21 protein-coding genes and 4 tRNA genes are annotated in these 25,389 nt (G+C 52.2%); 19 read left to right on the forward strand and 6 right to left on the reverse strand.

The window, feature by feature from the left end:
• Nucleotides 1-11: 11 nt before the first annotated feature.
• The 3 genes from WKJ04_RS03510 to tal form a co-directional block, all read right to left on the reverse strand.
• On the reverse strand, nt 12-188 hold the full coding sequence (locus tag WKJ04_RS03510) for a DUF3545 family protein (protein ID WP_337843246.1): 177 nt from the start codon (nt 186-188) through the stop codon (nt 12-14).
• 111 nt (nt 189-299) lie between these two features.
• Nucleotides 300-1,925: a glucose-6-phosphate isomerase gene (gene pgi, locus WKJ04_RS03515; protein WP_337879140.1), complete on the reverse strand. Its 1,626-nt coding sequence runs from the start codon at nt 1,923-1,925 to the stop codon at nt 300-302.
• 22 nt (nt 1,926-1,947) lie between these two features.
• Nucleotides 1,948-2,904 carry a transaldolase gene (gene tal / locus WKJ04_RS03520; protein WP_337879141.1) on the reverse strand — a complete coding sequence of 319 codons (957 nt, stop codon included), beginning with the start codon at nt 2,902-2,904 and terminating at the stop codon, nt 1,948-1,950.
• Between the two features lie 312 nt (nt 2,905-3,216).
• Here tal and yaaA point away from each other — a divergent pair, with 312 nt between their 5' ends.
• The 3 genes from yaaA to WKJ04_RS03535 all read left to right on the forward strand — a co-directional run bounded on the left by yaaA (nt 3,217) and on the right by WKJ04_RS03535 (nt 7,748).
• Nucleotides 3,217-3,996 carry a peroxide stress protein YaaA gene (gene yaaA / locus WKJ04_RS03525; RefSeq protein WP_337879142.1) on the forward strand — a complete coding sequence of 260 codons (780 nt, stop codon included), beginning with the start codon at nt 3,217-3,219 and terminating at the stop codon, nt 3,994-3,996.
• Between the two features lie 104 nt (nt 3,997-4,100).
• Nucleotides 4,101-5,399, forward strand: coding sequence for an inosine/guanosine kinase (locus WKJ04_RS03530; RefSeq protein ID WP_337879143.1), 1,299 nt, complete (start codon nt 4,101-4,103; stop codon nt 5,397-5,399).
• Nucleotides 5,400-5,495: 96 nt separating this feature from the next.
• A complete protein-coding gene (locus WKJ04_RS03535; protein WP_337879144.1) occupies nt 5,496-7,748 on the forward strand; it encodes a DUF5916 domain-containing protein in 2,253 nt (750 codons plus the stop codon).
• Nucleotides 7,749-7,795: 47 nt separating this feature from the next.
• Here WKJ04_RS03535 and srmB read toward each other — a convergent pair whose 3' ends face one another.
• Nucleotides 7,796-9,055, reverse strand: a complete 1,260-nt coding sequence (srmB, locus tag WKJ04_RS03540) for an ATP-dependent RNA helicase SrmB (protein ID WP_337879145.1) — start codon at nt 9,053-9,055, stop codon at nt 7,796-7,798.
• An 84-nt stretch (nt 9,056-9,139) separates the two neighbouring features.
• Between srmB and WKJ04_RS03545 the strand changes: the two genes are divergently transcribed.
• Together WKJ04_RS03545 and WKJ04_RS03550 are read left to right on the forward strand one after the other, a co-directional pair.
• On the forward strand, nt 9,140-9,877 hold the full coding sequence (locus WKJ04_RS03545) for a methyltransferase (protein ID WP_337879146.1): 738 nt from the start codon (nt 9,140-9,142) through the stop codon (nt 9,875-9,877).
• On the forward strand, nt 9,878-11,062 hold the full coding sequence (locus WKJ04_RS03550; RefSeq protein ID WP_337879147.1) for a crosslink repair DNA glycosylase YcaQ family protein: 1,185 nt from the start codon (nt 9,878-9,880) through the stop codon (nt 11,060-11,062).
• Nucleotides 11,063-11,110: 48 nt separating this feature from the next.
• Here the strand turns inward: WKJ04_RS03550 and WKJ04_RS03555 are convergent, their stop codons facing one another.
• Nucleotides 11,111-11,620, reverse strand: coding sequence for a TIGR00645 family protein (locus WKJ04_RS03555; protein WP_337879148.1), 510 nt, complete (start codon nt 11,618-11,620; stop codon nt 11,111-11,113).
• A gap of 154 nt (nt 11,621-11,774) precedes the next feature.
• On the opposite strand from WKJ04_RS03555, the gene WKJ04_RS03560 reads away from it, so the two are divergent.
• From WKJ04_RS03560 to WKJ04_RS03600, 9 genes are all read left to right on the forward strand, one after another.
• Entirely contained in the window at nt 11,775-13,931 is a 2,157-nt protein-coding gene (locus WKJ04_RS03560; RefSeq protein ID WP_337879149.1) for a S46 family peptidase, read from the forward strand.
• 158 nt (nt 13,932-14,089) lie between these two features.
• Nucleotides 14,090-14,815 carry a hypothetical protein gene (locus tag WKJ04_RS03565; RefSeq protein ID WP_337879150.1) on the forward strand — a complete coding sequence of 242 codons (726 nt, stop codon included), beginning with the start codon at nt 14,090-14,092 and terminating at the stop codon, nt 14,813-14,815.
• Nucleotides 14,816-15,277: a regulatory protein RecX gene (locus tag WKJ04_RS03570; RefSeq protein WP_337879151.1), complete on the forward strand. Its 462-nt coding sequence runs from the start codon at nt 14,816-14,818 to the stop codon at nt 15,275-15,277.
• A gap of 15 nt (nt 15,278-15,292) precedes the next feature.
• The gene (gene alaS, locus WKJ04_RS03575) at nt 15,293-17,917 is read left to right on the forward strand and encodes an alanine--tRNA ligase (protein WP_337879152.1); all 2,625 of its coding nucleotides are present in this window, start codon (nt 15,293-15,295) and stop codon (nt 17,915-17,917) included.
• Nucleotides 17,918-17,935: 18 nt separating this feature from the next.
• Nucleotides 17,936-19,120, forward strand: coding sequence for an aspartate kinase (locus tag WKJ04_RS03580; RefSeq protein ID WP_337879153.1), 1,185 nt, complete (start codon nt 17,936-17,938; stop codon nt 19,118-19,120).
• A gap of 99 nt (nt 19,121-19,219) precedes the next feature.
• Nucleotides 19,220-19,423 (forward strand): carbon storage regulator CsrA, encoded by a 204-nt coding sequence (gene csrA, locus WKJ04_RS03585; RefSeq protein ID WP_337843262.1) that lies wholly within the window; start codon nt 19,220-19,222, stop codon nt 19,421-19,423.
• 158 nt (nt 19,424-19,581) lie between these two features.
• Nucleotides 19,582-19,672, forward strand: a tRNA-Ser gene (locus WKJ04_RS03590).
• Nucleotides 19,673-19,686: 14 nt separating this feature from the next.
• Nucleotides 19,687-19,763: transfer RNA gene (locus WKJ04_RS03595), tRNA-Arg, on the forward strand.
• A gap of 42 nt (nt 19,764-19,805) precedes the next feature.
• A tRNA-Arg gene (locus tag WKJ04_RS03600) sits at nt 19,806-19,882 on the forward strand.
• Nucleotides 19,883-20,359: 477 nt separating this feature from the next.
• On the opposite strand, the gene WKJ04_RS03605 is transcribed toward WKJ04_RS03600, so the two are convergent.
• Nucleotides 20,360-20,770 carry a CBS domain-containing protein gene (locus WKJ04_RS03605; protein ID WP_337879154.1) on the reverse strand — a complete coding sequence of 137 codons (411 nt, stop codon included), beginning with the start codon at nt 20,768-20,770 and terminating at the stop codon, nt 20,360-20,362.
• 216 nt (nt 20,771-20,986) lie between these two features.
• Here WKJ04_RS03605 and WKJ04_RS03610 point away from each other — a divergent pair.
• From WKJ04_RS03610 to argS, 5 genes are all read left to right on the forward strand, one after another.
• Nucleotides 20,987-21,063 (forward strand) — tRNA-Trp (locus WKJ04_RS03610).
• 19 nt (nt 21,064-21,082) lie between these two features.
• Nucleotides 21,083-21,466 carry a hypothetical protein gene (locus WKJ04_RS03615; protein ID WP_337879155.1) on the forward strand — a complete coding sequence of 128 codons (384 nt, stop codon included), beginning with the start codon at nt 21,083-21,085 and terminating at the stop codon, nt 21,464-21,466.
• Entirely contained in the window at nt 21,438-21,884 is a 447-nt protein-coding gene (gene rimI / locus WKJ04_RS03620) for a ribosomal protein S18-alanine N-acetyltransferase (RefSeq protein WP_337879156.1), read from the forward strand. Before WKJ04_RS03615 ends, rimI begins: the two co-directional genes overlap by 29 nt.
• A 138-nt stretch (nt 21,885-22,022) precedes the next feature.
• Nucleotides 22,023-23,609, forward strand: coding sequence for a peptide chain release factor 3 (gene prfC, locus WKJ04_RS03625; RefSeq protein WP_337879157.1), 1,587 nt, complete (start codon nt 22,023-22,025; stop codon nt 23,607-23,609).
• Nucleotides 23,610-23,642: 33 nt separating this feature from the next.
• Nucleotides 23,643-25,382 (forward strand): arginine--tRNA ligase, encoded by a 1,740-nt coding sequence (gene argS / locus WKJ04_RS03630; RefSeq protein ID WP_337879158.1) that lies wholly within the window; start codon nt 23,643-23,645, stop codon nt 25,380-25,382.
• The last annotated feature ends 7 nt before the right edge of the window (nt 25,383-25,389 follow it).

Raw genomic sequence — 25,389 nt, forward strand, 5'->3', positions numbered from 1 at the left:
GGGGCTTTTTCTTAACTAAATTCCAAATCGTTCAACTCAGGTTCGATGGTCCAGTCAATGTCTTCCAGTTCACGTTTCAGACGTTGACGTTCTTTTACTGCTTCGATTTCACGCCATTTACGTTTTACCGCACGGCTTTTCGTTGCAGGACGCTCCAACAGGTTCAGTAAATCTTCGAAGCTTTCCATTTTTGCCCCTCTGAGTTGTTGTTATTTTCAACAAATTAGTACCACAGTCTGAATGAAAATAAAATAACCTTTTGACACAAAAATGAACGAAAAATGAATGTTTTTTGTCGGCTACTTGTTCCTGAACTGGTTAAATTGAGCGATGAGTGCCTCTGTAGACGCGTCAAACCGGCTTTCTTTCTGCCCTGACAGTACCTGATAAATAGGTGTGGACAGTTGTTTGCCAAGCTCGACACCCCACTGATCGAAGGAATTAATATTCCACAGTACACCCTGGCAAAACACCTTGTGTTCATACAATGCGATCAGTGCACCTAAGTAGTAAGGGGACAACTCGGGCAGCAACAGGGTATTACTTGGTTTATTGCCTGGAGATACCTTGTGCGGCGCCAGGGCGATAGCTTCAGCCTCAGAGGCGCCGCTGGCCAGTACTTCGGCTTTGGCCTCGTCAAAGGTTTTGCCTTGCATCAAGGCCTGGGTCTGAGCGAAGCAATGCGCCGCCAGACGATGGTGATGGTCGGTCAAGCTGTGACTGACCCTGGCCGGCAGAATAAAGTCGCATGGCACGGCCAAAGCGCTTTGGTGCAGCAACTGGTGATAGGCATGCTGGCCGTTGGTGCCAGCGTCGCCCCAAATCACCGGCGCTGTGGCCAGTTGCAGTGGATTCCCCTCAGCATCGACGCTTTTGCCATTACTTTCCATATCCAACTGCTGCACATAGGATGGCAGCAGGCGCAGGTAGTGGCTGTATGGCAATAACGCCTGAGCCTGACAGCCTTTGGCGTTGATGTACCAGACACCTAACAGCGCCAGAATCACCGGCAGGTTTTGCTCAAAAGGAGCGGCGTAAAAATGCTGGTCCATCGCGCGGGCACCGGCCAGCAACTGTTCAAACTGTGCCATACCCAGCTGCAGGGCCACCGGAAAGCCGATGGCGGACCACAAGGAGTAACGACCACCGACCCAATCCCACATCGGCAGAATGTGTTCGGCGCTGATGCCAAACTCAGCCGCCGCTTTGATATTGGAGGAGGTGGCCCAGAAATGCAGTGCAATAGCGGCTTTGTCGGCGCCCTGGTCGGTAAACCACTGACGCACAGCCAGCGCATTCTGTTTGGTCTCTTCGGTGCCAAAAGATTTGGAAGCAACAAAGACCAGGGTGGTGGCTGGGTTTAAGCCTTTGACCACATCACTGACCACAGCGCCGTCAATGTTGCCGGCAAAATGAATACGCACCGGGCTCTGGTTATAAGGCAACAAGGCTTCACAGGCCATCTGTGGGCCTAATAAAGAGCCACCAATACCAATCCAGACGAGGTCAGTAATAGCCTGGCCCTGATAACCCAGGTACTCCCCCTGGTGCAGTTGCTCTATCAGGTTGGCCATTTGGGTGCGGCACTGTGCAATGTCCGGTGCTAAATCAACCCCATCCAGCCGCAGCGGCTGGCCGGCTTCGGCGCGTAACGCCATATGCCAGACGGCTCGCTGTTCGGTGTTGTTGATTTTGTCCCCTTGTTGCATTTGCTGCGCTTTGCGCTGAATGTCACTTTCGCCTGCCAGCTCCAGCAGGCTTTGCCAGATACTGTCGGTGATCAGATTTTTAGAAAAATCCAGATGAATACCACAAGCCCTGGCCTGGAATTTTTCGGCCCGTTTCGGGTCCTGAGCAAATTCCTGCCGTAACGAAATGGCTGTACTGGCTTGCTGCTTCAGCGAAGCCCACACCTTAGATGACATTCAGTTTCTCCCTTTAATAGCCTCAGGCCTGCAGTTGCGCCTGGATCAATGTTTCTAATTTGCGCTGATCGACTGCAAACTTGCGGATGCCTTCGGCCAGTTTTTCAGTGGCCATCGCATCTTCGTTCAGTGCCCAGCGGAATTCAGTTTCTGTCATGGCCGCTTTGGCGCTTTCAGTCACGCCCTGGTCCTGCAGATGCACCTGCAGCTGGCCCTGAGCCTCGCTCAGCTCCTGCAACAACGCCGGACTGATAGTCAGGCGGTCGCAGCCTGCCAACGCCAGCACTTCACCTGTGTTACGGAAGCTGGCACCCATCACTACAGTTTTATGGCCATGGGCTTTGAAGTAACGGTAGATTTCACGCACAGACACCACGCCTGGGTCTGTTTCTGCATCGTAATCCTGTTTGGTATTGGCTTTATACCAGTCGAGGATCCGGCCGACGAAAGGCGAAATCAGAAAGACGCCGGCTTCTGCACAGGCACGGGCCTGTGCCATATGAAATAACAGGGTCAGGTTACACTGAATACCTTGTTGCTCCAGCTCACGCGCTGCCTGAATACCTTCCCAGGTGGATGCAATTTTGATCAGGATGCGGTCTGTACCCAGGCCATTTTCTTGATAAAGCGCCACCAGCTGTTTGGCTTTGGCCACAGTGGCTGCTTTATCGAAAGACAAACGGGCATCCACTTCGGTTGAGATGCGGCCTGGGATCAATTGGCTGATTTTAGTGCCGATATCGACGGCAAACTTGTCACCAGCAATACTGATTTGTTCGGCCAGGTCGCTACTTCTTGCTTTGGCATAAGAAGCGGCGGTGGCCAATAATGGCTTGGCAAACTCCAGTTGACTGGCGTTCAGCAACAGCGATGGGTTGGTGGTGGCGTCTACAGGGCGAAATTGTTCAATGGCACCTAAGTCGCCACTGTCGACCACCACTGTGGTCACTTGTTTTAACTGGTCAAGTAAGCTGCTCATATTGTTTTCTTACCGTTATTTAGATCACATCCGGCTTGGAGGGTGATTCATACTAATAAAATGTAGGAAAATTACAACATAAAACCGGTTGATGCAGTGACTTTCCTACCCTGGAATTCAGCTGGGTCTGGCGGCGTCAGTCAGGGCAAGACCACAGAATTCCATGGTACCCATAAGGTGGCTTGATTTAAAGCCAAAAGCGGCCGCAACTCCGCAATCTGTCTGAACTTTTTGCTATAACACAGAACCAGTCTGCACAGGCAGGTGTAACTTGGTACACTAGGCGCGTTTTTGCAGTACAGGAAAGTTGTTATGTTAATGGTGATTTCACCAGCCAAAGACCTGGATTACCAAAGCCCGGTGGCTGTGTCAGAGTACAGCCAGCCGGCCTTGCTGGCCGAGGCACAGGCCCTGATGCCGGTGTGCCGCGATTTAAGCCCGCAGCAGCTGAGCAGCCTGATGGGAATCAGCGACAAGCTGGCCGGACTGAATGCCGCCCGATTTGCCCAGTGGTCCACACCTTTTACACCGGACAATGCCCGCCAGGCGGTGTTTGCCTTTAATGGTGATGTATACCAGGGCTTGCAGGCCCAGAGTCTGAGCAAAGAGGATCTGGCATTTGCGCAGCAGCATTTACGTATTTTAAGTGGTTTGTATGGTGTGTTAAGGCCCTTGGATCTGATGCAGCCTTACCGGCTGGAAATGGGCACCAGTCTGGCCAATCCTCGTGGTAAAAACCTGTATCAGTTCTGGGGCAGCCGGATTAGCGAGGCCTTGAACCTGCAACTGGAACAGCTGCAAAGTGACACCCTGCTGAACCTGGCGTCGCAGGAGTACTTTAAAGCGGTGGATAAAAAAGCCCTGAAAGCCCGTGTGGTCAATGTGGAATTCAAGGACTTTAAAAATGGCCAGTATAAAGTGATCAGCTTCTATGCCAAAAAGGCCCGTGGTCTGATGGCGCGTTTTGTCACAGAGCAGCGACTGACCAGCGTGGCAGGCATGAAAGACTTTGATGTCGAAGGCTATCGGTTCAGTGCTGAACAATCGACGCCTGAGCAGTTTGTGTTTACCCGACAGATGCCCGCCGCTTAATCCGCAAAGCGGAAAACACCACAGAAAAATGGGCAGATAAAAATGCCTAGTTCTGTGGTGTTTTTTTGCTAAAATGCGCGGCTTCGAATCAGAGCGTGTTCATTATGAAATTTCCGGGTCGTCGTAAACTTAAACACTATTTTCCTGTCTCCCAGCCAAAGCTGACGTTGCCCAGCTACGAAGTCCGGCCTGAACTGGATACATATGTAGTGGGTCTGGACCAGACCATAGTGGATGTCATAGCCAATGTCAGCGACGACTTTCTGCAGAAATACGGCATAGGCAAAGGCCTGTCCAATCTGGTTGAACATGGCAAAGCCGACCTGATTTATCAGGAGCTGGTGGCGTCCAATGCCATTTCGGATCATTTTGCCGGTGGTACCATAGGCAATACCATTCATAACTATTCGGTACTGGCCGACGACAAATCGGTATTGTTGGGCGTGATGTCCGCCAATATCAGGCTGGGGTCACCGGCTTACCACTACCTTTGCCATACCTCCAGCAAAGTGGATATGAACCATTTGCAGGGGGTTCCCGGTGATGTCGGCCGTGGCATTACCATGGTCACGCCTGATGGTGAACGCACCTTTGTGATTGACCCCAGTGATATGGATGAGCTGGCGCCCAGCCATATCCCAACTGACATTATCCGCAAAGCTGCTGCTGTGGTCGCCAGCGCTTATCCGCTGCGCGCCACCGCCAAACCTATTCAGCAGGCTATGTTGAAAATGCTCAAGGATGCCAAAGCGGCTGATGTGCCCGTGGTGATGAGCCTCGGCACCAAACACCTGGTGCAGGAACATAAAACACTGCTCCTGGACACTCTGACCAACTACGTCAATATGCTGGCGATGAATGAACAGGAAGCCGAAGCCCTGACGGGGTTTGCCGACCCGCTGCTGGCGGCCGAAGCCGCGCTGGATTATGTGGATATGGTGCTGCTGACCGCAGGCCCTGAAGGGTTATATCTCTGTGGTTACACCGATGTGCAGTCGAAACGTGAAACCAGCAACCCGATTAAATCCGGTGCTTTGGCGGACTATAACCAGTTTGAATTCAGCCGCCCTATGCAGAAAAAAGACTGTGTCGAACCTGTGAAGGTGTATTCACATATAGACCCTTACCTTGGCGGGCCTGAGCGTATTAAAAACACCAATGGTGCCGGCGATGGTGCTTTGGCCGCTATTCTGCATGATATTGCGGCCAATCATTTTCATCGTCAGACCTTACCTTTGTCCAGCAAACACGAGCTGCCTTATCTGGCCTACTCGTCTTTTGCACAGATCTGCAAATATGCCAACAGGGTCAGCTACGAAATTCTGGTGCAAAACGCACCTCGGCTGTCCAAAGGTTTGCCGGAGAAAGAAGACAGTCTGGAAGAAAGTTACTGGGAGCGTTAAGTTCAGTTAATTCCTGTAACAAAAAATCTGCAGAAAAGGCTGGTACTCCCGGCCTTTTTCTTTACTATCGGCCGCAGAATCAGAAGGATAGGACCTATGTTGTTAAAAATTTCCGCCTGTGTTTTGGCTTTGTGCTGTTCTGCCGCTGTCTGGGCGCAGTGGGCTATTCCGAAAACAACAGCACAAGTTCAGGTCGATGGTGTGCTGGATGAAGCACTCTGGCAACAGGCCAACAGAGTGCAGCTTACTATCAACAGCTGGCCCTCTGAAAACAGCCCTGCACCTGTGCAGACAGATGCCCTGCTGATTGAAAACGGGGAGTATTTTTATCTGGCCTTTATCGCCAATGACCCGGATCCCAGCCAAATCCGCGCCTATTTAACCGACAGGGACAAAGTGTGGGAGCATGATCTGGTTGGCGTCAAAATAGATACCTACAACGATTCCAAGCTGGCCTACCAGTTTTTTGTCAACCCGCTTGGGGTGCAGGCCGACGCCATCGAAAACGAAATGACCCGCAGTGAAAGCGACAGCTGGGATGCGATTTGGTACAGCGCGGGTCACGCGACAACGCAGGGGTATCAGGTAGAAATTGCCATACCGTTGCGCTTACTGAACTTTAACGACCAGTTGGCGGTGCAAAACTGGCGGATTGAGCTGGTGCGTTATTACCCACGTGACCTGAAGCACAGGTTGTCGACCAACAGGATTGAACGCAGCAACCCCTGCTGGATTTGTCAGATGACACCGGCTTCAGGTTTTGCCGGTGCCAAACAAGGCAATCACCTGGCATTGGTGCCGTCGCTGGTGACGGGCCGGTCTGAGCAGCGCGACCCAGCGGGCCGCTCTGACTGGCAAGGAGAATCGGATACTGCGGCCAGCCTGGATTTGAAGTGGGGGATTACACCGGACATCAACCTGAACGCCACCCTCAATCCTGATTTCTCCCAAGTGGAGGCGGACGTGGCACAGCTGTCCGCCAACGATCCTTTTGCATTGTTTTATGCCGAAAAGCGGGCGTTTTTTCTGGACAACCAGGATTATTTCAGTTCGCCACTGGACTTGGTCTACACCCGCAATATCGCAGCGCCGGATTTGGGGGCGCGATTAACGGGCCGGGCGGGGCAACATTCGTTTGCCTTTTTTGCCACAGACGACAGTCAGACCACCTTTTTTGTGCCCGGCAATTTGGGCTCTGATGTGGCTATTCTGGCTGAGCAAAGTAAAAATGCCGTGTTGCGCTACCGACAGGACCTGAGCCCTGAATTGTCGCTGGGCTGGATCAGCACGCTGCGTCAGAGTGACAATTACCATAACTATTTGCATGGGGTTGACCTGAAGTATCAGTTCAGTGAGCAGGACAAACTCCAGCTGCAGTATTTGCATGCCGACTCTGCGTACCCGCAGGTGCTCAGGGACAGTTACGCCGGCTCTGAAGCCGGCTTGCGTCTGCAGGACGAGTTATCCGATCCGGCATTTTTTCTGAACTATGAACACGACGATGGCGCCTGGTTCTGGTATACCGAACTGTTACAACTGGACAATGAGTTCCGCGCCGATATGGGCTATATGCCGCAGACTGATTATCGCAAGGCGGTGCAGGGGCTTGGCTACAACTGGTTCTCTGCTGAGCACTGGTGGAACCGGGCCAGTCTGGCGGGCGACTGGGATATCAGCCATAACAGCCAGGGCGAGTTGCTGGAAAAAGAACTGGAAATGGCGGCAGAACTATGGGGGCCACAACAAAGTTATCTGGAGCTGTCACTGATAGACCGCGACAAGGCAGGTCCTCGTCATAATGCAGATTCCTTGGCGATAGATGGCAATACCACCCTGTTTAATGAACAGTTGCTGGGGCTCTGGCTGGAATTCAGACCCTGGCCCAGTCTGTTCAGTGGTGTCTGGCTGGAAGGTGGCGACGCCATTGACTACCGCAATAACCGGCTGGCGTCTTTGCGTGAAATCGCGCCTGAGCTGGGCTGGAATGCCAGTACACACTTACGTATCGATTTACGTCACACCTACAGAGCCATGACAACGGGCGGTGCGGAAATCTTTACCGCCAATCTGACCGACCTGCGGTTCAGCTATCAGTTTTCGGTGCAGAGCCAGTTGCGTCTGACCCTGATCTACAACGATCTGCAGCAAAACCCGGAGACCAACCCAGGCTTAACCCAACAGCGCGACCGCAGTCTGGGCTCGCAGCTGCTGTATTCCTACAAGTTAAATCCTCAGACCTTATTGTATGCCGGCTACAGTGACAATGCGGTGCAGGATGACCAACTGACGAGTCTGGAACGGGACAGCCGTTCGGTCTTTATGAAATTCAGTTACGCCTTTTTACTCTGAGGAGTAAAGAACAACGCAGCCTGTTGGCTGCGTTGTTCTTTCAGCGGTTAAGCGTTGGTTTTGGCCGCTTTTTTCAGCGCTTTTTTCTTGGCCGCTGTTTTCGGCTTTTTCTTTTTGGTCGGCGGGCTGGCTTCTTTGTGTTTGGGTCGTAAGCCTTCAATCACCCGGCGCTTCAGCGCCTGTTCGGTGTAACGTTCTATTTTACCAACAGCAGCAATATCGTGTGCTTCCACCAGTGAAATGGCGGTGCCTTTTTTACCGGCGCGGCCAGTGCGGCCAATACGATGCACATAGACATCGGCCGTTCTGGGCATATCGTAGTTAATCACATGGGTAATATCGTCGATATCCAGACCCCGTGCGGCCACGTCTGTGGCGACCAGTATCCGTACTTTACCGGCACTGAAGGCCGCAACGGCCGCCTGGCGTTTGTCTTGTGGCATCTCGCCCTGCAGCCAGTTACAGCGCAGCTCTGCACTTTGCAGCTGGCCTGTTAAGGTGGCCAGCCGTTCGCGGGTTTTCACAAAGACAATGGCTTTTTTCACATCGTCCTGCCGCAGAATATGGATTAACAGGGCCAGCTTGTGGGCGGCGTCGTCGGCCAGATGGATCCACTGGGTGATTTTACCGCGCTCCCGGCGTGGCGGGTCGGCTTCCAACTGCAGTGGTTCTTTCAGTGCCCGTTCGGCAAAACGACGAATGCCAATGCCTTCAAGGGTGGCGGAAAATAATAAGGTCTGACGGCGGCGTTTGGCTTCGTCGATGATGCGGTTCATTTCACCAACAAAACCCATATCCAGCATCCGGTCGGCTTCGTCGAGGATCAGCACTTCGACTTCGTCCGCCATAAAGGTTTCGTTGTCGAGATACTCAATCAAACGCCCTGGGGTGGCGACCAGAATGTCATTGTTTTTGGTCAGGGTTTCTTTATGGCTGCCGTAGTTCACGCCACCTGTGATTACCCCGGCGTGCAGGTCGGTCCCCGCAATCAGCTGCTGCGCCTGTTCAAACACCTGATAAGCCAGCTCACGGGTTGGGGTCATCACAAGCACCCGGGCAAAGCCTGGGTCACGGCGCGGAAAGTCCAGCAGGTACTGAATAGCAGGTAATAAAAACGCCAGGGTTTTGCCTGTGCCTGTTGGTGCGCTGGCCAATAAATCCCGGCCTTCCAGAGCACCGGGAATGGCCAGTTGCTGAATACTGGTGGCTTCTTTAAAGCCGGCTTTTTGCAGGGCCAGCTCCAGTTCGGGTGCTAAATCAAAGGCAGAAAAAAGCACTTTTTCCTGCGTGGGAAGTGTATCAGTCAAGCTCTGTTCCTTCTGTGTCAGACTGTCAGCTGACAGCCGTTACGGATTCTTTTACACTGGCCGTTTTCCGGCGCAGGGCCTGTGATGAACCAGGGATTTCGTTGTAAAGAGTTTTTTGTTGCCCATGATCTGTGTGCCATGAAAGTGAGTACAGACTCACTGCTGCTGGGCGCCTGGCTGCGGCTGCCCGCCAGCGCACCATCCCTGCGTCTGCTTGATATCGGCTGTGGCAGCGGTTTGCTGTCGCTGATGCTGGCGCAGCGCCTGGCTGCAGCCCAAATGCAGTATCAGATTGATGCGGTTGAAATTGACAGCATGGCGGCAATGCAGGCCGGGCAGAATGTGCAGGCCAGCCCCTGGGCACCTCAGATCCAGGTGATTCAGGCGGATATTCTAACCTATGCCACAGCGGATCACCATGTTGCGGCGTATCAGCTGTTGGTTTCCAACCCACCTTATTTTGAGAACAGCCTTAAATCTGAAGAGAGCAGACGGGCACAGGCCCGTCATACCGACAGCTTGCCTTTAGGGTCTTTGCTGCAGGTCAGTGCCCGCTTAGCCACGGCTTCAGCGTCGCTCGCCCTGGTATTGCCAGCCTCAGTGGCTGAAACCTTAGTGCCGGAGGCTCTGCAGCAGGGCTGGCATTTGCAGCGGTTATGCCGGGTCAGCGAGCGGGAGGGCAAAGCCGCCCGCTTATGGCTGATGCAATTGAATCGCGAACCCGGGCCTTGCGAAAGCAATGAGCTGTTGATCCGGGATGCCCAAGGCCAGTACAGTCAGGCCTACCGACGTTTATTAGCCGACTTTTACCTGAAATTTTAAATGAAACAGCAATCCAGCCCATTCAGCCCAACTCAATTACGCCAGCTGGTGTTGCAGCAACAGGGCTTGTTAAAGCCCCAACAAGGTCAGGGGGCTGTGGCCCGGGTGGTCCGCCAACTGGGTTATGTGCAGGTGGATTCCATCAATGTGGTGGAACGCGCCCATCACCATGTGTTGTTTAACAGAGTACGGCGCTACCAGCCTGATTTACTGCAGCAAGCCGTCGCACAGCAGCAGCTGTTTGAGTACTGGGCGCATGCGGCGGCATTTTTGCCTATGGAAGATTTTCGCTTCAGTCTGCAGCGCAAACTGCCACTGCGGGCTGGCGAGACCCATTGGTTCAGCCCTGAGCAGCCACTGATGCAGCAGGTACTGGAGCAAATTCGCCAACAAGGGCCTTTGCCAGGCCGGTTTTTTACGGAAGCGGGCAGCAATCAGGGCGGCTGGTGGAACTGGCAGCCAGCCAAGCAGGCGCTGGAACAGCTGTTTATGCAAGGGCATTTGTCGGTGTTGCGTCAGGGCAACTTTCAGAAACTCTATGAGCTGACGGAACGACTGTACCCGCAGTGCACTGAGTTGACAGCACCTTCCGCTGCCGAATTTGCCCGCCATTTAATTGAACGGACTTTGCAAAGCCAGGCGGTGGCCACCGTAGGGCAAATTTGTTACTTACGAAAGAACTGCAAAACCCAAGTTCAGCAGCAGCTGTTCAGTGCAGTACAAGAAGGGCGGCTCTGCAGTTTCGCAAAAGACGGTCAGGTTTACTTTTATTCCCCCCAGTTAGCGCTTACTGACAAAGTACCGGATAAAGTCTGGTTGTTGTCGCCTTTTGACAACCTGGTGATCCAGCGCGAACGGTTGCGCCAGTTATTTGGCTTTGATTACCAGATGGAAGTGTATGTGCCGGCGGCTCAACGTAAGGTGGGTTATTACAGCTTGCCCGTCTTGTACCGGGATCGCTTTGTTGGTCAGGTGGATGTGAAAGCAGAACGAAAAGAAGGGCTGTTATTACTGCAACATCTGCAGCTGGAGCCCGGTACCCGCCTGACGGAGGGGTTCAGACAAGCGTTGTTAAAAGCACTGAAACAGTATGCGGATTTTAACCAGTGCCAGCGTATTGAGCTCAGGCGGGCGGCACCTGAAGTACAGGACTGGCTGGCAACAGGCCTGGCTGCAATTGGCTGATGGATGCAGACAAGGCGCCGGATGGGCTCGTGCCTGCGTTCAGTCAGATCAGAAGTTATCCTTACGGCCAGACTCTTTGGTAATTTTGTCCAGATACCCCATCGCAAAGGCAGACACCACAAAGGTCATATGGATCAGCAGGTACCACATGATTTTGTCGTTATCGATATTTTGGGTGTCCATAAAAATTTTCAACAGATGAATGGAGCTGATGGCGACAATAGAGGCGGCCACCTTGTTTTTCAGCGAGTTGGAGTCCAGTTTGCCCAGCCAGCTCAGTTTGTCGCTGTCGCCGTCCACATCCAGCCGTGACACGAAGTTTTCATAACCGGAAAACATCACCATCACAATCAGGCCACCCACCAGGGAAATGTCAATCAGCGACAACACCACCAGAATTAAATCCACCTCTTTCATACTGAAGATGATCGGCAGAATATGGAACACCTCCTGAAAAAACTTCAGGCCAAGTGCCAGCGAGGCCAGGCTTAAACCAAGGTAAATCGGCGCCATCAGCCAGCGGGTTGCGTAGATCAATTTTTCCAGTACGGGTTCCATGCGGTTGTCCTGTCAGGTAAAGCTTTGGGCATTATGAGGTCAAAGCCCTGAAATTCAAGCAGAGTCCGGGTTTACTTTTGGCAGAAAAACCGCAGAATGGGGCACGTTAACCGCGTGACATACGCTTTATTCCGGCGCTAGCCAAGGATACCCAATGAAAAAAACTATTCTGACTCTCGCACTGAGCCTGGCCGCTGTGGTTCAGGCTGATGAAGGCATGTGGCAACCTCATCAGCTTCCTGAGCTGGAAGCTGTATTAAAAGCCAAAGGTTTGCAGATTGACGCAAAAAGTATTGCCCAGCTGACGGCATTTCCGATGAATGCTGTGATTAGCCTTGGCGGCTGTACTGCCTCTTTTGTGTCGCCTCAGGGCCTGGTGGTCACCAACCATCACTGCGCATATGGCAGTATTCAGCATAACAGCACAGCGGACAACAACCTGCTGGCCAATGGCTTTTTAGCGCAATCGCTGGAACAGGAATTACCGGCTGCGCCTGGTTCGAAGATTTTTGTCACTCAGGAAGTGACCAATGTCACGCCGGCCATTAATCAGGAACTGAGCCCGCAATTAAAAGGCAAAGCCCGGTTCGACAAAATTGATGAACTGCGTAAAAGCCTGGTCGCGGATTGCGAGACTCCGGGTTACCGCTGTGACGTCTACAGCTTCCATGGCGGTCTGGAGTATTACCTGATCAAACAAATGGAAATCCGTGACGTGCGGCTGGTGCATGCCCCGGCCAGTGGTGTGGGCAAGTTTGGTGGTGATATCGATAACTGGATGTGGCCACGCCACACCGGGGATTATTCGTTCTACCGGGCTTATGTCGGCAAAGACGGTCAGCCGGCCGATTTCAGCCAGGACAATGTGCCTTTTACGCCTCCTTCGTACCTGAAAGTGTCGGCCAAAGGTGTGCAGGAAAACGATTTTGTGATGGTGATTGGTTACCCTGGCCGTACCAACAGGTACAACAGTGCGGCAGATGTACGGAATCAGTTTACGCAAGTGTTACCTCAGTCCAAAGCTTACCGCGAGCAAGCCATGGCGGTGATTAAACAACATGCGCCTGAAGGCTCTGAAGCACGGATCAAATACGAAAGCATTCTGGCTGGTTTGGCCAACTATGCGAAAAACTTTGAAGGCATGATCCAAAGCTACCAGACAGGCAGCACGCAACAGCGTAAAGATGAGTTTGAGAAAGTACTGAACCGCTGGATTAAATCCAGCCCGGCCCGTCAGGCGAAATACGCCCCTGCGGTGCGCCAGCTGAATCAACTGGTCGCACAACAGGCCGAAACTCAGCAGCGTGACCTGGTGCTGAATTACTTCGGTTATGCTCAGCTGTTCAGCACGGCCGAGCGGCTGTACCGGCTGGCGCAGGAACAACAAAAGCCGGATGCAGAACGTGAAACTGGTTATCAGCAGCGTGACCTGGAGCGTTTTGCTGCCTCGATGAAACGCTTAAGCCGCAGCTTCGATGTCACAGTGGAGCAGGAGCTGGCACTGCATTTCCTGAAGCAATACGCCGCTTTACCTCAGGCGCAGCGCCTGGAGGCTTTTGATGGGTATTTTGGCCTCAATGGTGTGGTGGATGAAGCTGCACTCAGGCAAAAGCTGGCTGGTATTTATCAGGGCAGTCAATTAAGCGACGAAGCAGAGCGCCTGGCCTGGATGGGTAAATCGGTGGAGGAGTTTAAAGCCAGCACCGACCCGTTAATCCAGTTCGCCGTGGCCATGTACGACAGCCGGATGGCCTTAGAGCAACAGCAAAAAGAACAGGCGGGGTTAATGGCGGTCGCCCGTCCTTTGGTGATGGAAGCGGTGATTGCCTTTAACAAGAGCCAGGGCAAACCTGTGTACGCCGATGCGAACAGCACACTTCGGGTGACTTACGGCTCAGTGCAAGGCTATTCACCAAAAGACGCTGTGACCTACCAGCCGTTCACAACCACCGCAGGTATTCTGCAAAAAGCCACGGGGGTGGACCCTTTTGATGCACCGAAAGCCCAGCTTGAAGCCATCAAAGAAGGCGACTTTGGCAGTTATAAAAATGCGGCAGGTCAGTTGCCGGTGAACTTCTTAAGCACTGTGGACACCACAGGGGGCAACTCAGGCTCACCCACCCTGAATGGCAAAGCGGAGCTGGTGGGCTTGTTGTTTGACGGTGTTATTGAAGGCATTATCGCCAACTGGGATTATGACCCGGCGACCAACCGCTCTATCCATGTCGACAGCCGTTATATGCTGTGGCAGATGGAAAAAGTGGATGGCGCTGCGAATCTGCTGCAGGAAATGACGATAGTGACTGAGTAAATCAGGCGAAATTTGTGAAAATGCCGGCCTTTGGCCGGCTTTTTTATGGCTGTCTCAGGCAAAGCTATTCAGGCAGGCTGGTGTTTGCAGTACACTATCGCCATTTTATGGTCCGGTCTGAGGGCTTCAAAGCCCGCCGGTGCTGAAGGTAGTGAAACGTGGAACCAAAATTACAATTGCAACTGGTGATTCGCCGAGTCAGCTTGCAATCCGGGATCGACTGGATCTCTCAGGCCTGGCAATTATTCAAACGCCATTACGCCGTGTTAATCAGCATGGTGATGTTTATGGCTGGTTTAAGTCTTGCCGCCAATATCAGCCCCATTTTGCTGATTGTGCTACTGCTGGCCAATCCATTTTTAACTGCAGGTTTTTACCGGGCCATAGTGCAATTGCAGAAAGAACAGCAGGTGCGGTTCAGCGATTTATTTATTGTATTCAGCCAGGCGCAATACCGTCGGGTATTTCTCCGTCTGGCATCAGCCAATGTCCTGATGAATATCCCCCTGACACTGCTGGCAACCGAACTGGTTGAGCAGATGAAACAGGGGCAGATTGAGCCCATGCTGATGTTTGGCACTGTGGCCATGGTCAGTCTGATTTTTATGCTGTTCGCTTACGCTGTGGCTATAGCCTACTTCTTAAATGAACAGCGTCTGCTGGTGATTTTAAATGCCAGCCTGACCGCCTGCTGGCGCAATGTGGCCGCCTTGAGCTTATTCGGGCTTTTGGCTGTGGCGCTCGGTATGTTTGGTGTGGTGACCTTTTTTATTGGTTTTGTGGTGGTGTTACCTGTGCTGCAAGTGGCGTTTTTTCTGTCGTTCAGCAGTATTTTTGCCTTGCAGGTCGGGCCTACTCAGGAGCAAAGCACGCTGGAGGTGTAAATGCAGCCTTCTGGTACTGAACTGACAGACGCAGAACTGAAAAGTTATCTGCTGGGCCTGTTAGCGAGGCGCGATTACAGCGAACGCGAGCTGACACAAAAACTGCGGCAAAAGCAGGTTGCGGCCGAACAGGCCGAGGCTTTATTGCGGTGGTTAAAGGGGCGCGGTTACCAGAGCAACGGCCGTTATGCCCGTCAGCTCATCCAGGCAAAGTTGCATAAAGGTTATGGCTGGTTTTACATTAACCAGCTTTGTGCCGAACAGGGGCTGGAAAAAAGCCTGGTCCAGGCCGTGCTGGACGAATTAAATGTCGACTGGTTGAGTATCGCTTTGGACGCTTACCAAAAAAAATACGCAGATAAACCCATAGTGGATTATCAGGACAAACAAAAACGCATGAGATACCTGCAAAGCCGTGGTTTTGACGGCCAGGTGATACAGCAGTTATTTAAACAGCTTTAACAGTAGGATGTGGTTATGTACATGACGTCTGCCCAACTTCGCCGGGCTTTTCTGGACTTTTTCGCCAGCAAAGGGCACCAAATTGTGCCAAGCAGCTCACTTATTCCGGGCAACGACCCAACGCTGCTGTTCACCAACGCAGGTATGGTGCAGTTTAAGGATGTGTTTTTAGGCCAGGATAAACGTCCGTACAGCCGTGCCGTGACTGCGCAGCGTTGTGTGCGGGCCGGTGGCAAACACAACGACCTGGAAAACGTCGGTTACACCGCCCGCCACCATACCTTCTTTGAAATGCTGGGCAACTTTAGCTTTGGCGATTACTTCAAGCAGGACGCCATTCGTTTTGCCTGGGAGTTTTTAACCGAAGTGGTGAAACTGCCCAAAGAAAAACTGTGGATCACTGTGTACGCCACAGACGATGAAGCTTTTGATATCTGGACCAAAGAAATTGGGGTGCCGGCTGAGCGGGCTATCCGTATCGGTGACAATAAAGGCGCGCCTTACGCGTCAGATAACTTCTGGGCTATGGGCGATACCGGCCCTTGTGGTCCTTGTACCGAAATTTTTTATGATCACGGCGACCATATCTGGGGGGGCCCGCCAGGTTCGCCGGAAGAAGACGGCGACCGTTTTATTGAGATCTGGAATAACGTTTTTATGCAGTTCAACCGCCATGCCGATGGCCGGATGGACCCATTGCCAAAACCCAGTGTTGATACAGGCATGGGCCTGGAACGTATTGCTGCTATTTTGCAAAACGTACACAGCAACTATGAAATTGATACCTTTGCTGCGCTGATTAAAGCCACAGCGCAAGTGACAGGTGCGACCGACTTAACGGACAAATCGCTGCGCGTCGTGGCGGACCATATCCGCAGCTGCTCTTTCCTGGTGGCGGATGGTGTGATGCCATCCAATGAAGGCCGCGGTTATGTGCTGCGCCGTATTATCCGCCGCGCTGTGCGTCATGGGAATAAGCTGGGTGCCAAAGGCGTGTTCTTCAGCAAACTGGTCGCAGCCCTGGTGGAACAAATGGGGGAAGCGTACCCAGAGCTGGTGGAACGTCAGGCCGTGATTGAAAAAGTGCTGCGCCTGGAGGAAGAACAGTTTGGCAAGACGCTGGAACGTGGTCTGGTGATTCTGGAAGACGCGCTGGCGGCTTTAGGTTCCAATACAGAGATCCCGGGCGACGTTGCCTTTAAGTTGTACGACACCTACGGTTTCCCATTGGATTTAACCAATGACGTGGCGCGCGAACGCGGTTTCACTGTTGATCAGGCAGGCTTTGAAGCGGCGATGGAAGAACAGCGTAAACGGGCTCAGCAGGCCTCTAACTTTGGCGCGGATTACAACCAGGCGCTGAGCTCGGCGCAGTGCACCGATTTCAAAGGTTATACCGAGGTCAAAGCACAGGCCAAAGTGGTGGAAATTTTGCTTGGTGGCGAGCAGGTGCAGTCATTAACTGACGCTACTGAAGCACTGGTGGTGTTGGATCAGACACCATTTTATGCCGAGTCGGGTGGTCAGACGGGGGATACCGGCCGTTTAACCTTAAGCAATGGTGCCGTGTTTGAAGTGACAGACACTATTAAAGTGGGCAAAGCTTTTGCCCATAAAGGCACCTTAAAAGGGGCTTTGGCCGTTGGCGACATGGTCGATGCGGCCATCGACCATGCCCGTCGGGATGCCATTCGTAAAAACCACTCCGCCACTCACTTATTGCATGCGGCACTGCGAACTGTGTTAGGTGAGCATGTCACCCAAAAAGGCTCGTTGGTCGGGCCAGACCGGCTGCGTTTTGACTTTTCGCATTTTGAAGCAGTGAAAGCCGATGAAATCCGTCGTATTGAACAGCTGGTCAATGAACAAATTCAGCAAAACCACGAAGTGCTGACCCGTCTGATGAAAATTGACGATGCCAAAGCCGCTGGTGCTATGGCGCTTTTTGGCGAGAAATACGACGACGAAGTGCGCGTATTGTCGATGGGGGAGTTCAGCATTGAATTGTGTGGTGGGACCCATGTCAGCCGTACCGGCGACATAGGTTTGTTTAAAGTGGTGGCTGAAGGTGGTATTGCCGCTGGTGTGCGCCGCATTGAGGCGGTTACTGCCAGTGGCGCTTTGGCTTATCTGCATCAGTTAGAGCAGCAGGCGCAAACTGTGGCTGCGCTGCTCAAAGGTGATGTGCTGTCTATTGCAGACAAAGTGCAGCAAGCACTGGACAAGAGCAAAGCCACCGAAAAAGAACTGGAGCAGGCCAAAGCCAAACTGGCCAGCGCCGCTGGTGCGTCCTTGTTGGATAAAGCCGAGCAGGTCAATGGTGTCAAAGTATTGATAGCAGAACTGCCTGGAGCTGACCCGAAAGGCTTCCGTACGTTAGTGGATGAACTGAAAGTAAAAATTGGTTCAGGTGTAGTGTTACTGGCCACTGCCGCTGATGATAAAGTCAGCCTGATTGCCGGTGTGACCAAAGACTTAACCGACAAAGTGAATGCCGGCCAGTTGATTGGCTGGGCCGCTGCTGAACTGGGTGGTAAAGGTGGCGGTAAGCCGGATCTGGCTCAGGCCGGTGGTACCGATGTAGCGGCACTGCCTCGGGTACTGGCAGAAGCCAAAACCCAGATCGTTGCCAAGCTGTAATTCTCAGTGGCGCTTTATGTGCAAAAATTCGGGGGTACCTCAGTAGGTACCCCCGAGCGTATCGAAGCGGTGGCAGAGCAGTTGACGGAAACTGTACGCGCCGGTCATAAAGTGGTGGTGGTGGTGTCTGCGATGGCGGGTGAAACCAACCGACTGCTGGGGCTGGCGCATCAGATTGACAGCCGGCCTTCGACCCGTGAACTGGATATGCTGGCCGCCAGCGGTGAGCAGGCCAGCATTGCGCTGCTGGCGATAGCACTGATTAAACGGGGTTACCCGGCTGTGTCATTGCTGGCCGATCAGGTGGGCATTCTGACCGACAATAAATTCAGCCGGGCCCGTATTTTGTCGGTGGCGACAGAACGGTTGTGGCAGGAACTGGAGCAGGGCCATATTGTGATTGTTGCTGGCTTTCAGGGCCGGGATATCGAAGGCAATATCACCACCCTTGGCCGAGGGGGCTCGGATACCACGGCTGTGGCGCTGGCGGCTGCACTGAAGGCTGATGAATGTCAGATTTTTACTGATGTTGATGGCATTTACAGCATAGACCCTAGAATTTGTGCTGCAGCATACCGTTTACCTGTGGTTGACAGCGACAGTATGCTGGAGCTGGCGAGTTTAGGGGCTAAAGTTTTACATTCCCGTTCTATTGAATATGCCACTACTCATCAGGTGCCACTGCGGGTCTTGTCCAGTTTTAAACCGGATCAGGGCAGTCTGATCTGTTATCAGGGAGCAGGTATGAGCTTACCCAAACTGACCGGCATTGCTTGTCAGAAAGATGAAGTCTGGTTGCAGCTGAGTGGGATCAGCACGGCACAACAAACCCAGTTATTTAAAGAGTTTGCCCGGCAGTCGGTGGAAACCGATCTTTTTAGTTTGCTGGGTCCACAACAAATTGGTTTCAGCCTGAACCGTGCGGACCTGACAGTGGTCGAAGACCTGTGTGGTGAATTGGCAGAAAAACAACGCTTTGACTGGCTGGTGTTCACGGGGCTGGCGAAACTCTCTGTTGTTGGGGTGGGTGTGAAAGCCAACCCTGAGGTGATGGCGGTGGTTCTGGAACAGTTACAACTTCTTGCTGCAGAGCCTGTGGCTATCCAATGCAGTGAAATTAAATTGTCGGTGTTGCTGCTGGAACGTCATTTGGTCAGTCTGGCGAATGAACTGCACCGGCTTTTATTAATTACAGAAAATTAAGTGTAAGATTTTCATAAATTTGTTCTCTGGGTTATCATTTAACCGACAGGTCCGCCCTGGCGGCCATGGGAAGCTGGAATCACAGGAAAGGAGCTTAATATGCTTATTTTAACGCGTCGTGTGGGTGAAACTTTAATGATCGGTGACGAAGTCACTGTGACTGTATTGGGTGTAAAAGGCAACCAGGTCCGTATTGGTGTCAATGCGCCAAAAGAAGTCTCTGTGCACAGAGAAGAAATTTACATGCGAATTCAGGCCGAAAAGGGAACTCCTGGCGGTTATAGCGGCAACGACGCAGAATAAAGAAAATTCAGGGGTTTGCCGGGTTTTTTGTGATTTTTAACGAGTTTGAGTCAATATTTGTGCGAATTGCTTAAAAGCTCAGCAAACAAGAATTCCAGCCCCAAAAATTGTTTGACTTATTTTCCTGAAACATTAATATACGCACCGCAACGTAGCGCGGAGAAGTGGCCGAGAGGCTGAAGGCGCACCCCTGCTAAGGGTGTATACCTCAAAAGGGTATCGAGGGTTCGAATCCCTCCTTCTCCGCCATTTTGTGTCATGCTGGACGCGTAGCTCAGCTGGATAGAGTACTCGGCTACGAACCGAGCGGTCGGAGGTTCGAATCCTCCCGCGTCCGCCATCCGAGAGAAGAAGCGCTGTTATTGTAAGATGCAAAGTTTATGGACGCGTAGCTCAGCTGGATAGAGTACTCGGCTACGAACCGAGCGGTCGGAGGTTCGAATCCTCCCGCGTCCGCCATTAAACCTGCTTAGTGCAGGTTTTTTTGTTTTTCGCATTCAGCAAAAAAGATCTCTGAAGACGCGGGCGGTGAGACGCTCCTACCTGCTCGCAGAGCTCGTCGGGTTCAATTGGCAAGACGCCAAACGCAATACTCCCGTGACTCCGGCCCTTCGCAGAGCTCAGGGCGTTCAGTCGGCAGCATGCCAAATTGCTGGCATGCTGAGATCCCGACATCACCCTCCCGCGTCCTCCGGCCTTTTGCGCAGCAAAAGGCGTGAAAACGAGCTGAGCCAGATTGTTGGCTCAGCTGTTTCTGTTTTCACCCATTAAACCTGCTTAGTGCAGGTTTTTTTGTTTTTCGCATCCTGCGAAAAATCCCTTCGGGACCAGCCTCCGGCTGTCCAAAAACGTTCCAGACGTTTTTGTGTTTCCTTTTGCTATCAGATGGTTGCTTAAAGAGCAGGCAGCTTCGAGTTCCTCGTCCTTTGGCATAGCTCAGGACGCTGTCTGGTAACATTGCTGCAATTGCCCAACCAGAGCTTTCACCACCTGATGGCGGTAGAGCATGCCGACAACCTGGCCGTCATGATCCAACACGGGCAATTGGTGCAGCGCCAGGTTGTTAAAAATCATCGCGGCATCAATCAGGCTATCTGTCAGTTTGACGCTGATGACTTTTTTCGTCATTACCTCCTGAATTTTATTTTCAGTGCTGCAAAAGTAGCTGGCATGCAACATGGAACCCAGACAATCCTGTTCAGACAAAAAGCCGACTAATTGCTGTTGATGAAATACGGTAGCACCACTGGCACCGGCTTTTTGCAGTTGCTCAACAGCATGCACTATCGTATCGTCTTGTTGCAGGCGAACCAGTTCAGTTTGATAGATGTCTTTGACTAAGCTCATAAAATTTCTCCCGTTGTGAATAGCGGCAGAGTAAAGCAACGAGTGTTATTAATTAAAACGAATTAAAGTGCTTGTGTGCATCTGGAATTGTGAATAAACAGCGAGGCGTCCTGAGTGAATAGAGGAAAACGGCGGAATTCTGTGCAGTCAGTGCAAAGGCAGGTTGTTTTTGCTTTACCTTTCATAGCTGTTTTGTATAATGGCGGCCTCAACGCTAGGGGCATAGTTCCAATTGGTAGAACAGCGGTCTCCAAAACCGATGGTTGGGGGTTCGAATCCCTCTGCCCCTGCCACTTCTAAACAGACTTCACTATGAAGTTATCACCACTACAGCATCAGTTCTTACAGCACAACAGTATTCTGCCATTGAAGTTGCATGCTGATTTTTTACATTTACAGCCTCAACGACTCCATGAGCAGCCATCAGCGGCAGCAACATCCGAAACACCACTGGTGGCTGAGTTAGCTGTTGCAGAGCCCGATACGATATCTTGGCTGACGCAGGATATTCAGACAGCATTGCAGTGTTATGCGCCCAGCCTGACGTGGCGTATTGCTGAAACCGATATGCAATTAAACTCCGGCCTGCTGCTGACTCCGGCAAAGCTTGATGCCGGGCAAAAGCGCCAGCTCTGGCAGCTCATTACCCAGTATCACGAGGACCACAATGACAGCACAGATCCGCAGCGCAACTGAAGCCGATATTCCGGCCATGTTGGCGGTTGAACAGGCCGCCAATGCTTACCCCTGGACCCAGGGCAATTTCAATAGTTGCTTTTCCGAACGTTATTTTAATGCGGTGCTGGAGCTGGAAGGTGAAGTCCTGGGGTTTTACGTCGGTGAGAAAGTGGCCGTCGAAGCCTCATTGTTTGATATAGGTGTGATGCCTTCAGCGCAAGGGAAAGGCTATGGTCGTTTATTGCTGCAACATTTTTTAGCGCAGGCCCAGAGTCAATCTGTGCTGGATGTCTGGTTGGAAGTACGCCAGTCCAATACAGCGGCCATTGCGCTTTATGAATCGGCCGGTTTTATCCAAACAGGCTTAAGGCCCAATTATTACCCGACCAAACAAGGTCGCGAAGACGCTATCCTGATGGCGCTGCCTTTGGGTTAAGGTTGCCACAGGTTCAGATGGCGAAATTCTGGGCCTGCTGTTGGTAAGCTGCTATAATCCCGCCCAATTTTTTAACTCTGCAATTTATCCCGGCCACGCTGTGTGGAAGCGGGGTTTTGCTATTGAAGACAGCCATCTATGAGCACTGAACAGTTTTTGCAGGAAATTAATAAGCGCCGTACTTTTGCGATTATTTCGCACCCGGATGCCGGTAAAACCACCATCACCGAAAAGGTGTTGTTGTTCGGACAATTGATCCAAAAAGCCGGTACCGTCAAAGGTAAAAAGTCCGGTCAGTTTGCCACCTCCGACTGGATGGAAATGGAAAAAGAACGGGGCATCTCGGTCACTACCTCGGTAATGCAATTTCCTTATGCCAATTGTCTGGTGAACCTGCTGGATACACCAGGCCACGAAGACTTCTCGGAAGATACCTACCGCACACTGACCGCCGTAGACAGCTGCCTGATGGTGATCGATGGCGCTAAAGGTGTTGAAGAGCGCACCATCAAACTGATGGAAGTCACCCGGCTGCGCGACACCCCAATCGTCACCTTTATGAACAAAATGGACCGCGATATCCGCGACCCAATCGACCTGCTGGACGAAGTGGAAAGTGTACTGAAAATCGCCTGTGCGCCTATTACCTGGCCTATAGGTTCAGGCAAAGAGTTTAAGGGCGTGTACCACATTTTGCGTGACGAAGTGATTTTCTATCAGTCGGGTATGGGCCATACCATTCAGGAAGTCGATATTATTAAAGGTATCGACAACCCGGAACTGGATGCGCGTATTGGTTATTTTGCGGCCGATTTACGGGAGCAGATGGAGCTGGTGAAAGGTGCCAGCCATGAGTTTGATCAGGACGCCTTTATTAAAGGTGAACTGACACCCGTGTTCTTCGGTACTGCGTTGGGTAACTTTGGGGTGGATCATATGCTGGACGGCCTGACCGACTGGGCGCCGGCACCACAACCCCGTGCCACCACCAGCCGCACCGTGCAGCCGGACGAGCCGGGCTTTACTGGTTTTGTCTTTAAAATTCAGGCCAATATGGACCCGAAACACCGTGACCGCGTTGCCTTCTTGCGTATTTGCTCCGGCAAGTATGAAAAAGGCATGAAGATGCACCATGTACGCATTGGGAAAGATATTCTGGTGCCACAGGCGCTGACGTTCCTGGCGGGCGATCGTGAGCATGTCGAAGAAGCTTACCCAGGCGACATCATTGGTTTACATAACCACGGCACCATTAAAATTGGCGACACCTTCAGTTCAGGCGAGAAATTCAGTTTTACCGGTATTCCGAACTTTGCGCCTGAGCTGTTCCGCCGTATCCGCCTGCGTGACCCGTTAAAGCAAAAACAATTGCTTAAAGGCCTGGTGCAGTTGTCGGAAGAAGGCGCTGTGCAGGTATTCCGTCCGCTGGATAACAACGACTTGATTGTCGGTGCTGTCGGTGTGCTGCAGTTTGATGTGGTGGTGCACCGCTTAAAATCTGAATACGGAGTGGACGCCATCTATGAAGCGGTGAACGTCAACACGGCCCGCTGGGTCTATTCAGATGATGCCAAAGCGCTGGATGAGTTTAAAAATAAGGCCAGTGCCAACCTGGCGCTGGACGGTGGGGATGCGCTGGCTTATATAGCCCCCACTATGGTGAACCTGAATCTGGCCATGGAACGCTATCCGAAAATCAAGTTCCATAAGACCCGCGAACATTAACAGGCGACGCAGTCGTAACAGGTTAAGAATTTTATGAATATCAAAGAATTATTATCGGCAAAAACTCAGGCAGCCATGATGGCTGTCGGTTTGCCGGCCGACACCAATACGGCGGTGACGCAAAGCACGAAAGTGGAGTTTGGGGATTACCAGATCAATGGCGCCATGGCAGCCGCTAAATTGCTGAAAACCAATCCGCGTGCGTTAGCACAGCAGTTGGTGGAGCTGCTCGATTTGGGCGAGATGGCCGAAAAAGTGGACATTGCCGGCCCGGGTTTTATCAATGTGACGTTAAACAAAGACTGGCTGGCCCGGCAACTGGCGGGGGCTGCACAAAATCCGCGTTTAACCGTCAGCAGCAATCCGGCACCACAGAAAGTGGTGGTGGATTATTCGGCGCCAAACCTGGCCAAAGAGATGCACGTCGGTCACTTGCGCTCCACCATTATTGGGGACGCCTTAGTACGCTGCCTGGAGTTCTGGGGCGACAAGGTCATTCGTCAGAACCATATGGGCGATTGGGGCACGCAATTTGGCATGCTGATAGCGCATCTGGAAGACAAACTGGCGGCGGGTGTCGATTTAGAGCAGGTGGCGTTGGCTGACCTGGAAGAGTTCTATCGCGAAGCGAAAAAACGTTTTGATGACGAAGCTGGTTTTGCCGATAAATCCCGTGATTATGTGGTGAAATTACAAAGTGGTGATGCGCACTGTAAAAAGTTGTGGCAGTTATTTATTGACACCTCGGTCAAGCACAGCGAAGAAGTGTACCGCACGCTGAATGTGACCCTGGGGCATGAGCATATTAAGCCGGAAAGTGCATATAACGACATGCTGCAGCCTATTGTTGATGATCTTAAAACCAAAGGTCTGGCGGTGGAAGATCAAGGCGCGCTGGTGGTGTTTTTGCAGGAGCTGGCAGACAAAGAAGGCAACCCTTCGCCTTTTATTATCCAGAAAACCGGCGGTGGTTTCCTGTATGCCACCACCGACCTGGCGGCCTGCCAGTACCGCAGCCATGGCTTAGGTGTTGACCGTATTGTGATTTTCACCGACGCCCGCCAGGCCTTGCATTTTAAACAAGTGGAGCTGGTCGCCCGTAAAGCTGGCTTGCTGCGGGATGAAACGGCGTATGAACATGCGCCTTTTGGCACCATGATGGGCGAGGACGGCAAGCCGTTTAAAACCCGTACCGGTGGCACTGTGAAACTGGCTGAGTTGCTGGAAGAAGCGGTCAGTCGTGCCGCCGAGGTGGTGAAACAGAAGTCGTCTGAACTGACATCGGACGAAATGGCGGAAGTGGCGCGTAAAGTCGGTATTGGCGCAGTAAAGTTTGCCGATTTATCGAAAAACCGTACCAGCGATTACATGTTCAGCTGGGACGCCATGCTGAGTTTTGAAGGCGCGACCGCGCCTTACCTGCAATATGCCTATACCAGGATCAGCAGTATTCTGCGTAAAGCCGGCGTGGATCTGAGCTTTGATGCGGCGCTGGTGTTGGTGGAAGAGCAGGAAAAACAACTGGCGGTGAAACTGCTGCGTTTTGAAGAAACGCTGCAGGCGGTGATGAAAGATGCAGTGCCCAACCTGCTGTGTAACTACCTGTATGAACTGGCCAGCCAGTTTATGAGCTTCTATGAAGCTTGCCCTATTTTGAAAGAGGGCGTTGCACCAGAGCAGAAACAAAGCCGCTTAATGCTGAGCATTCTGGTAGCCCTGACCTTAAAGCAGGGGCTGGAGCTGCTTGGCATTGAAGTCATGGAGAAGATGTAACAAAACC

This window comes from Rheinheimera sp., from assembly GCF_037442345.1.
Lineage (GTDB): Bacteria > Pseudomonadota > Gammaproteobacteria > Enterobacterales > Alteromonadaceae > Pararheinheimera.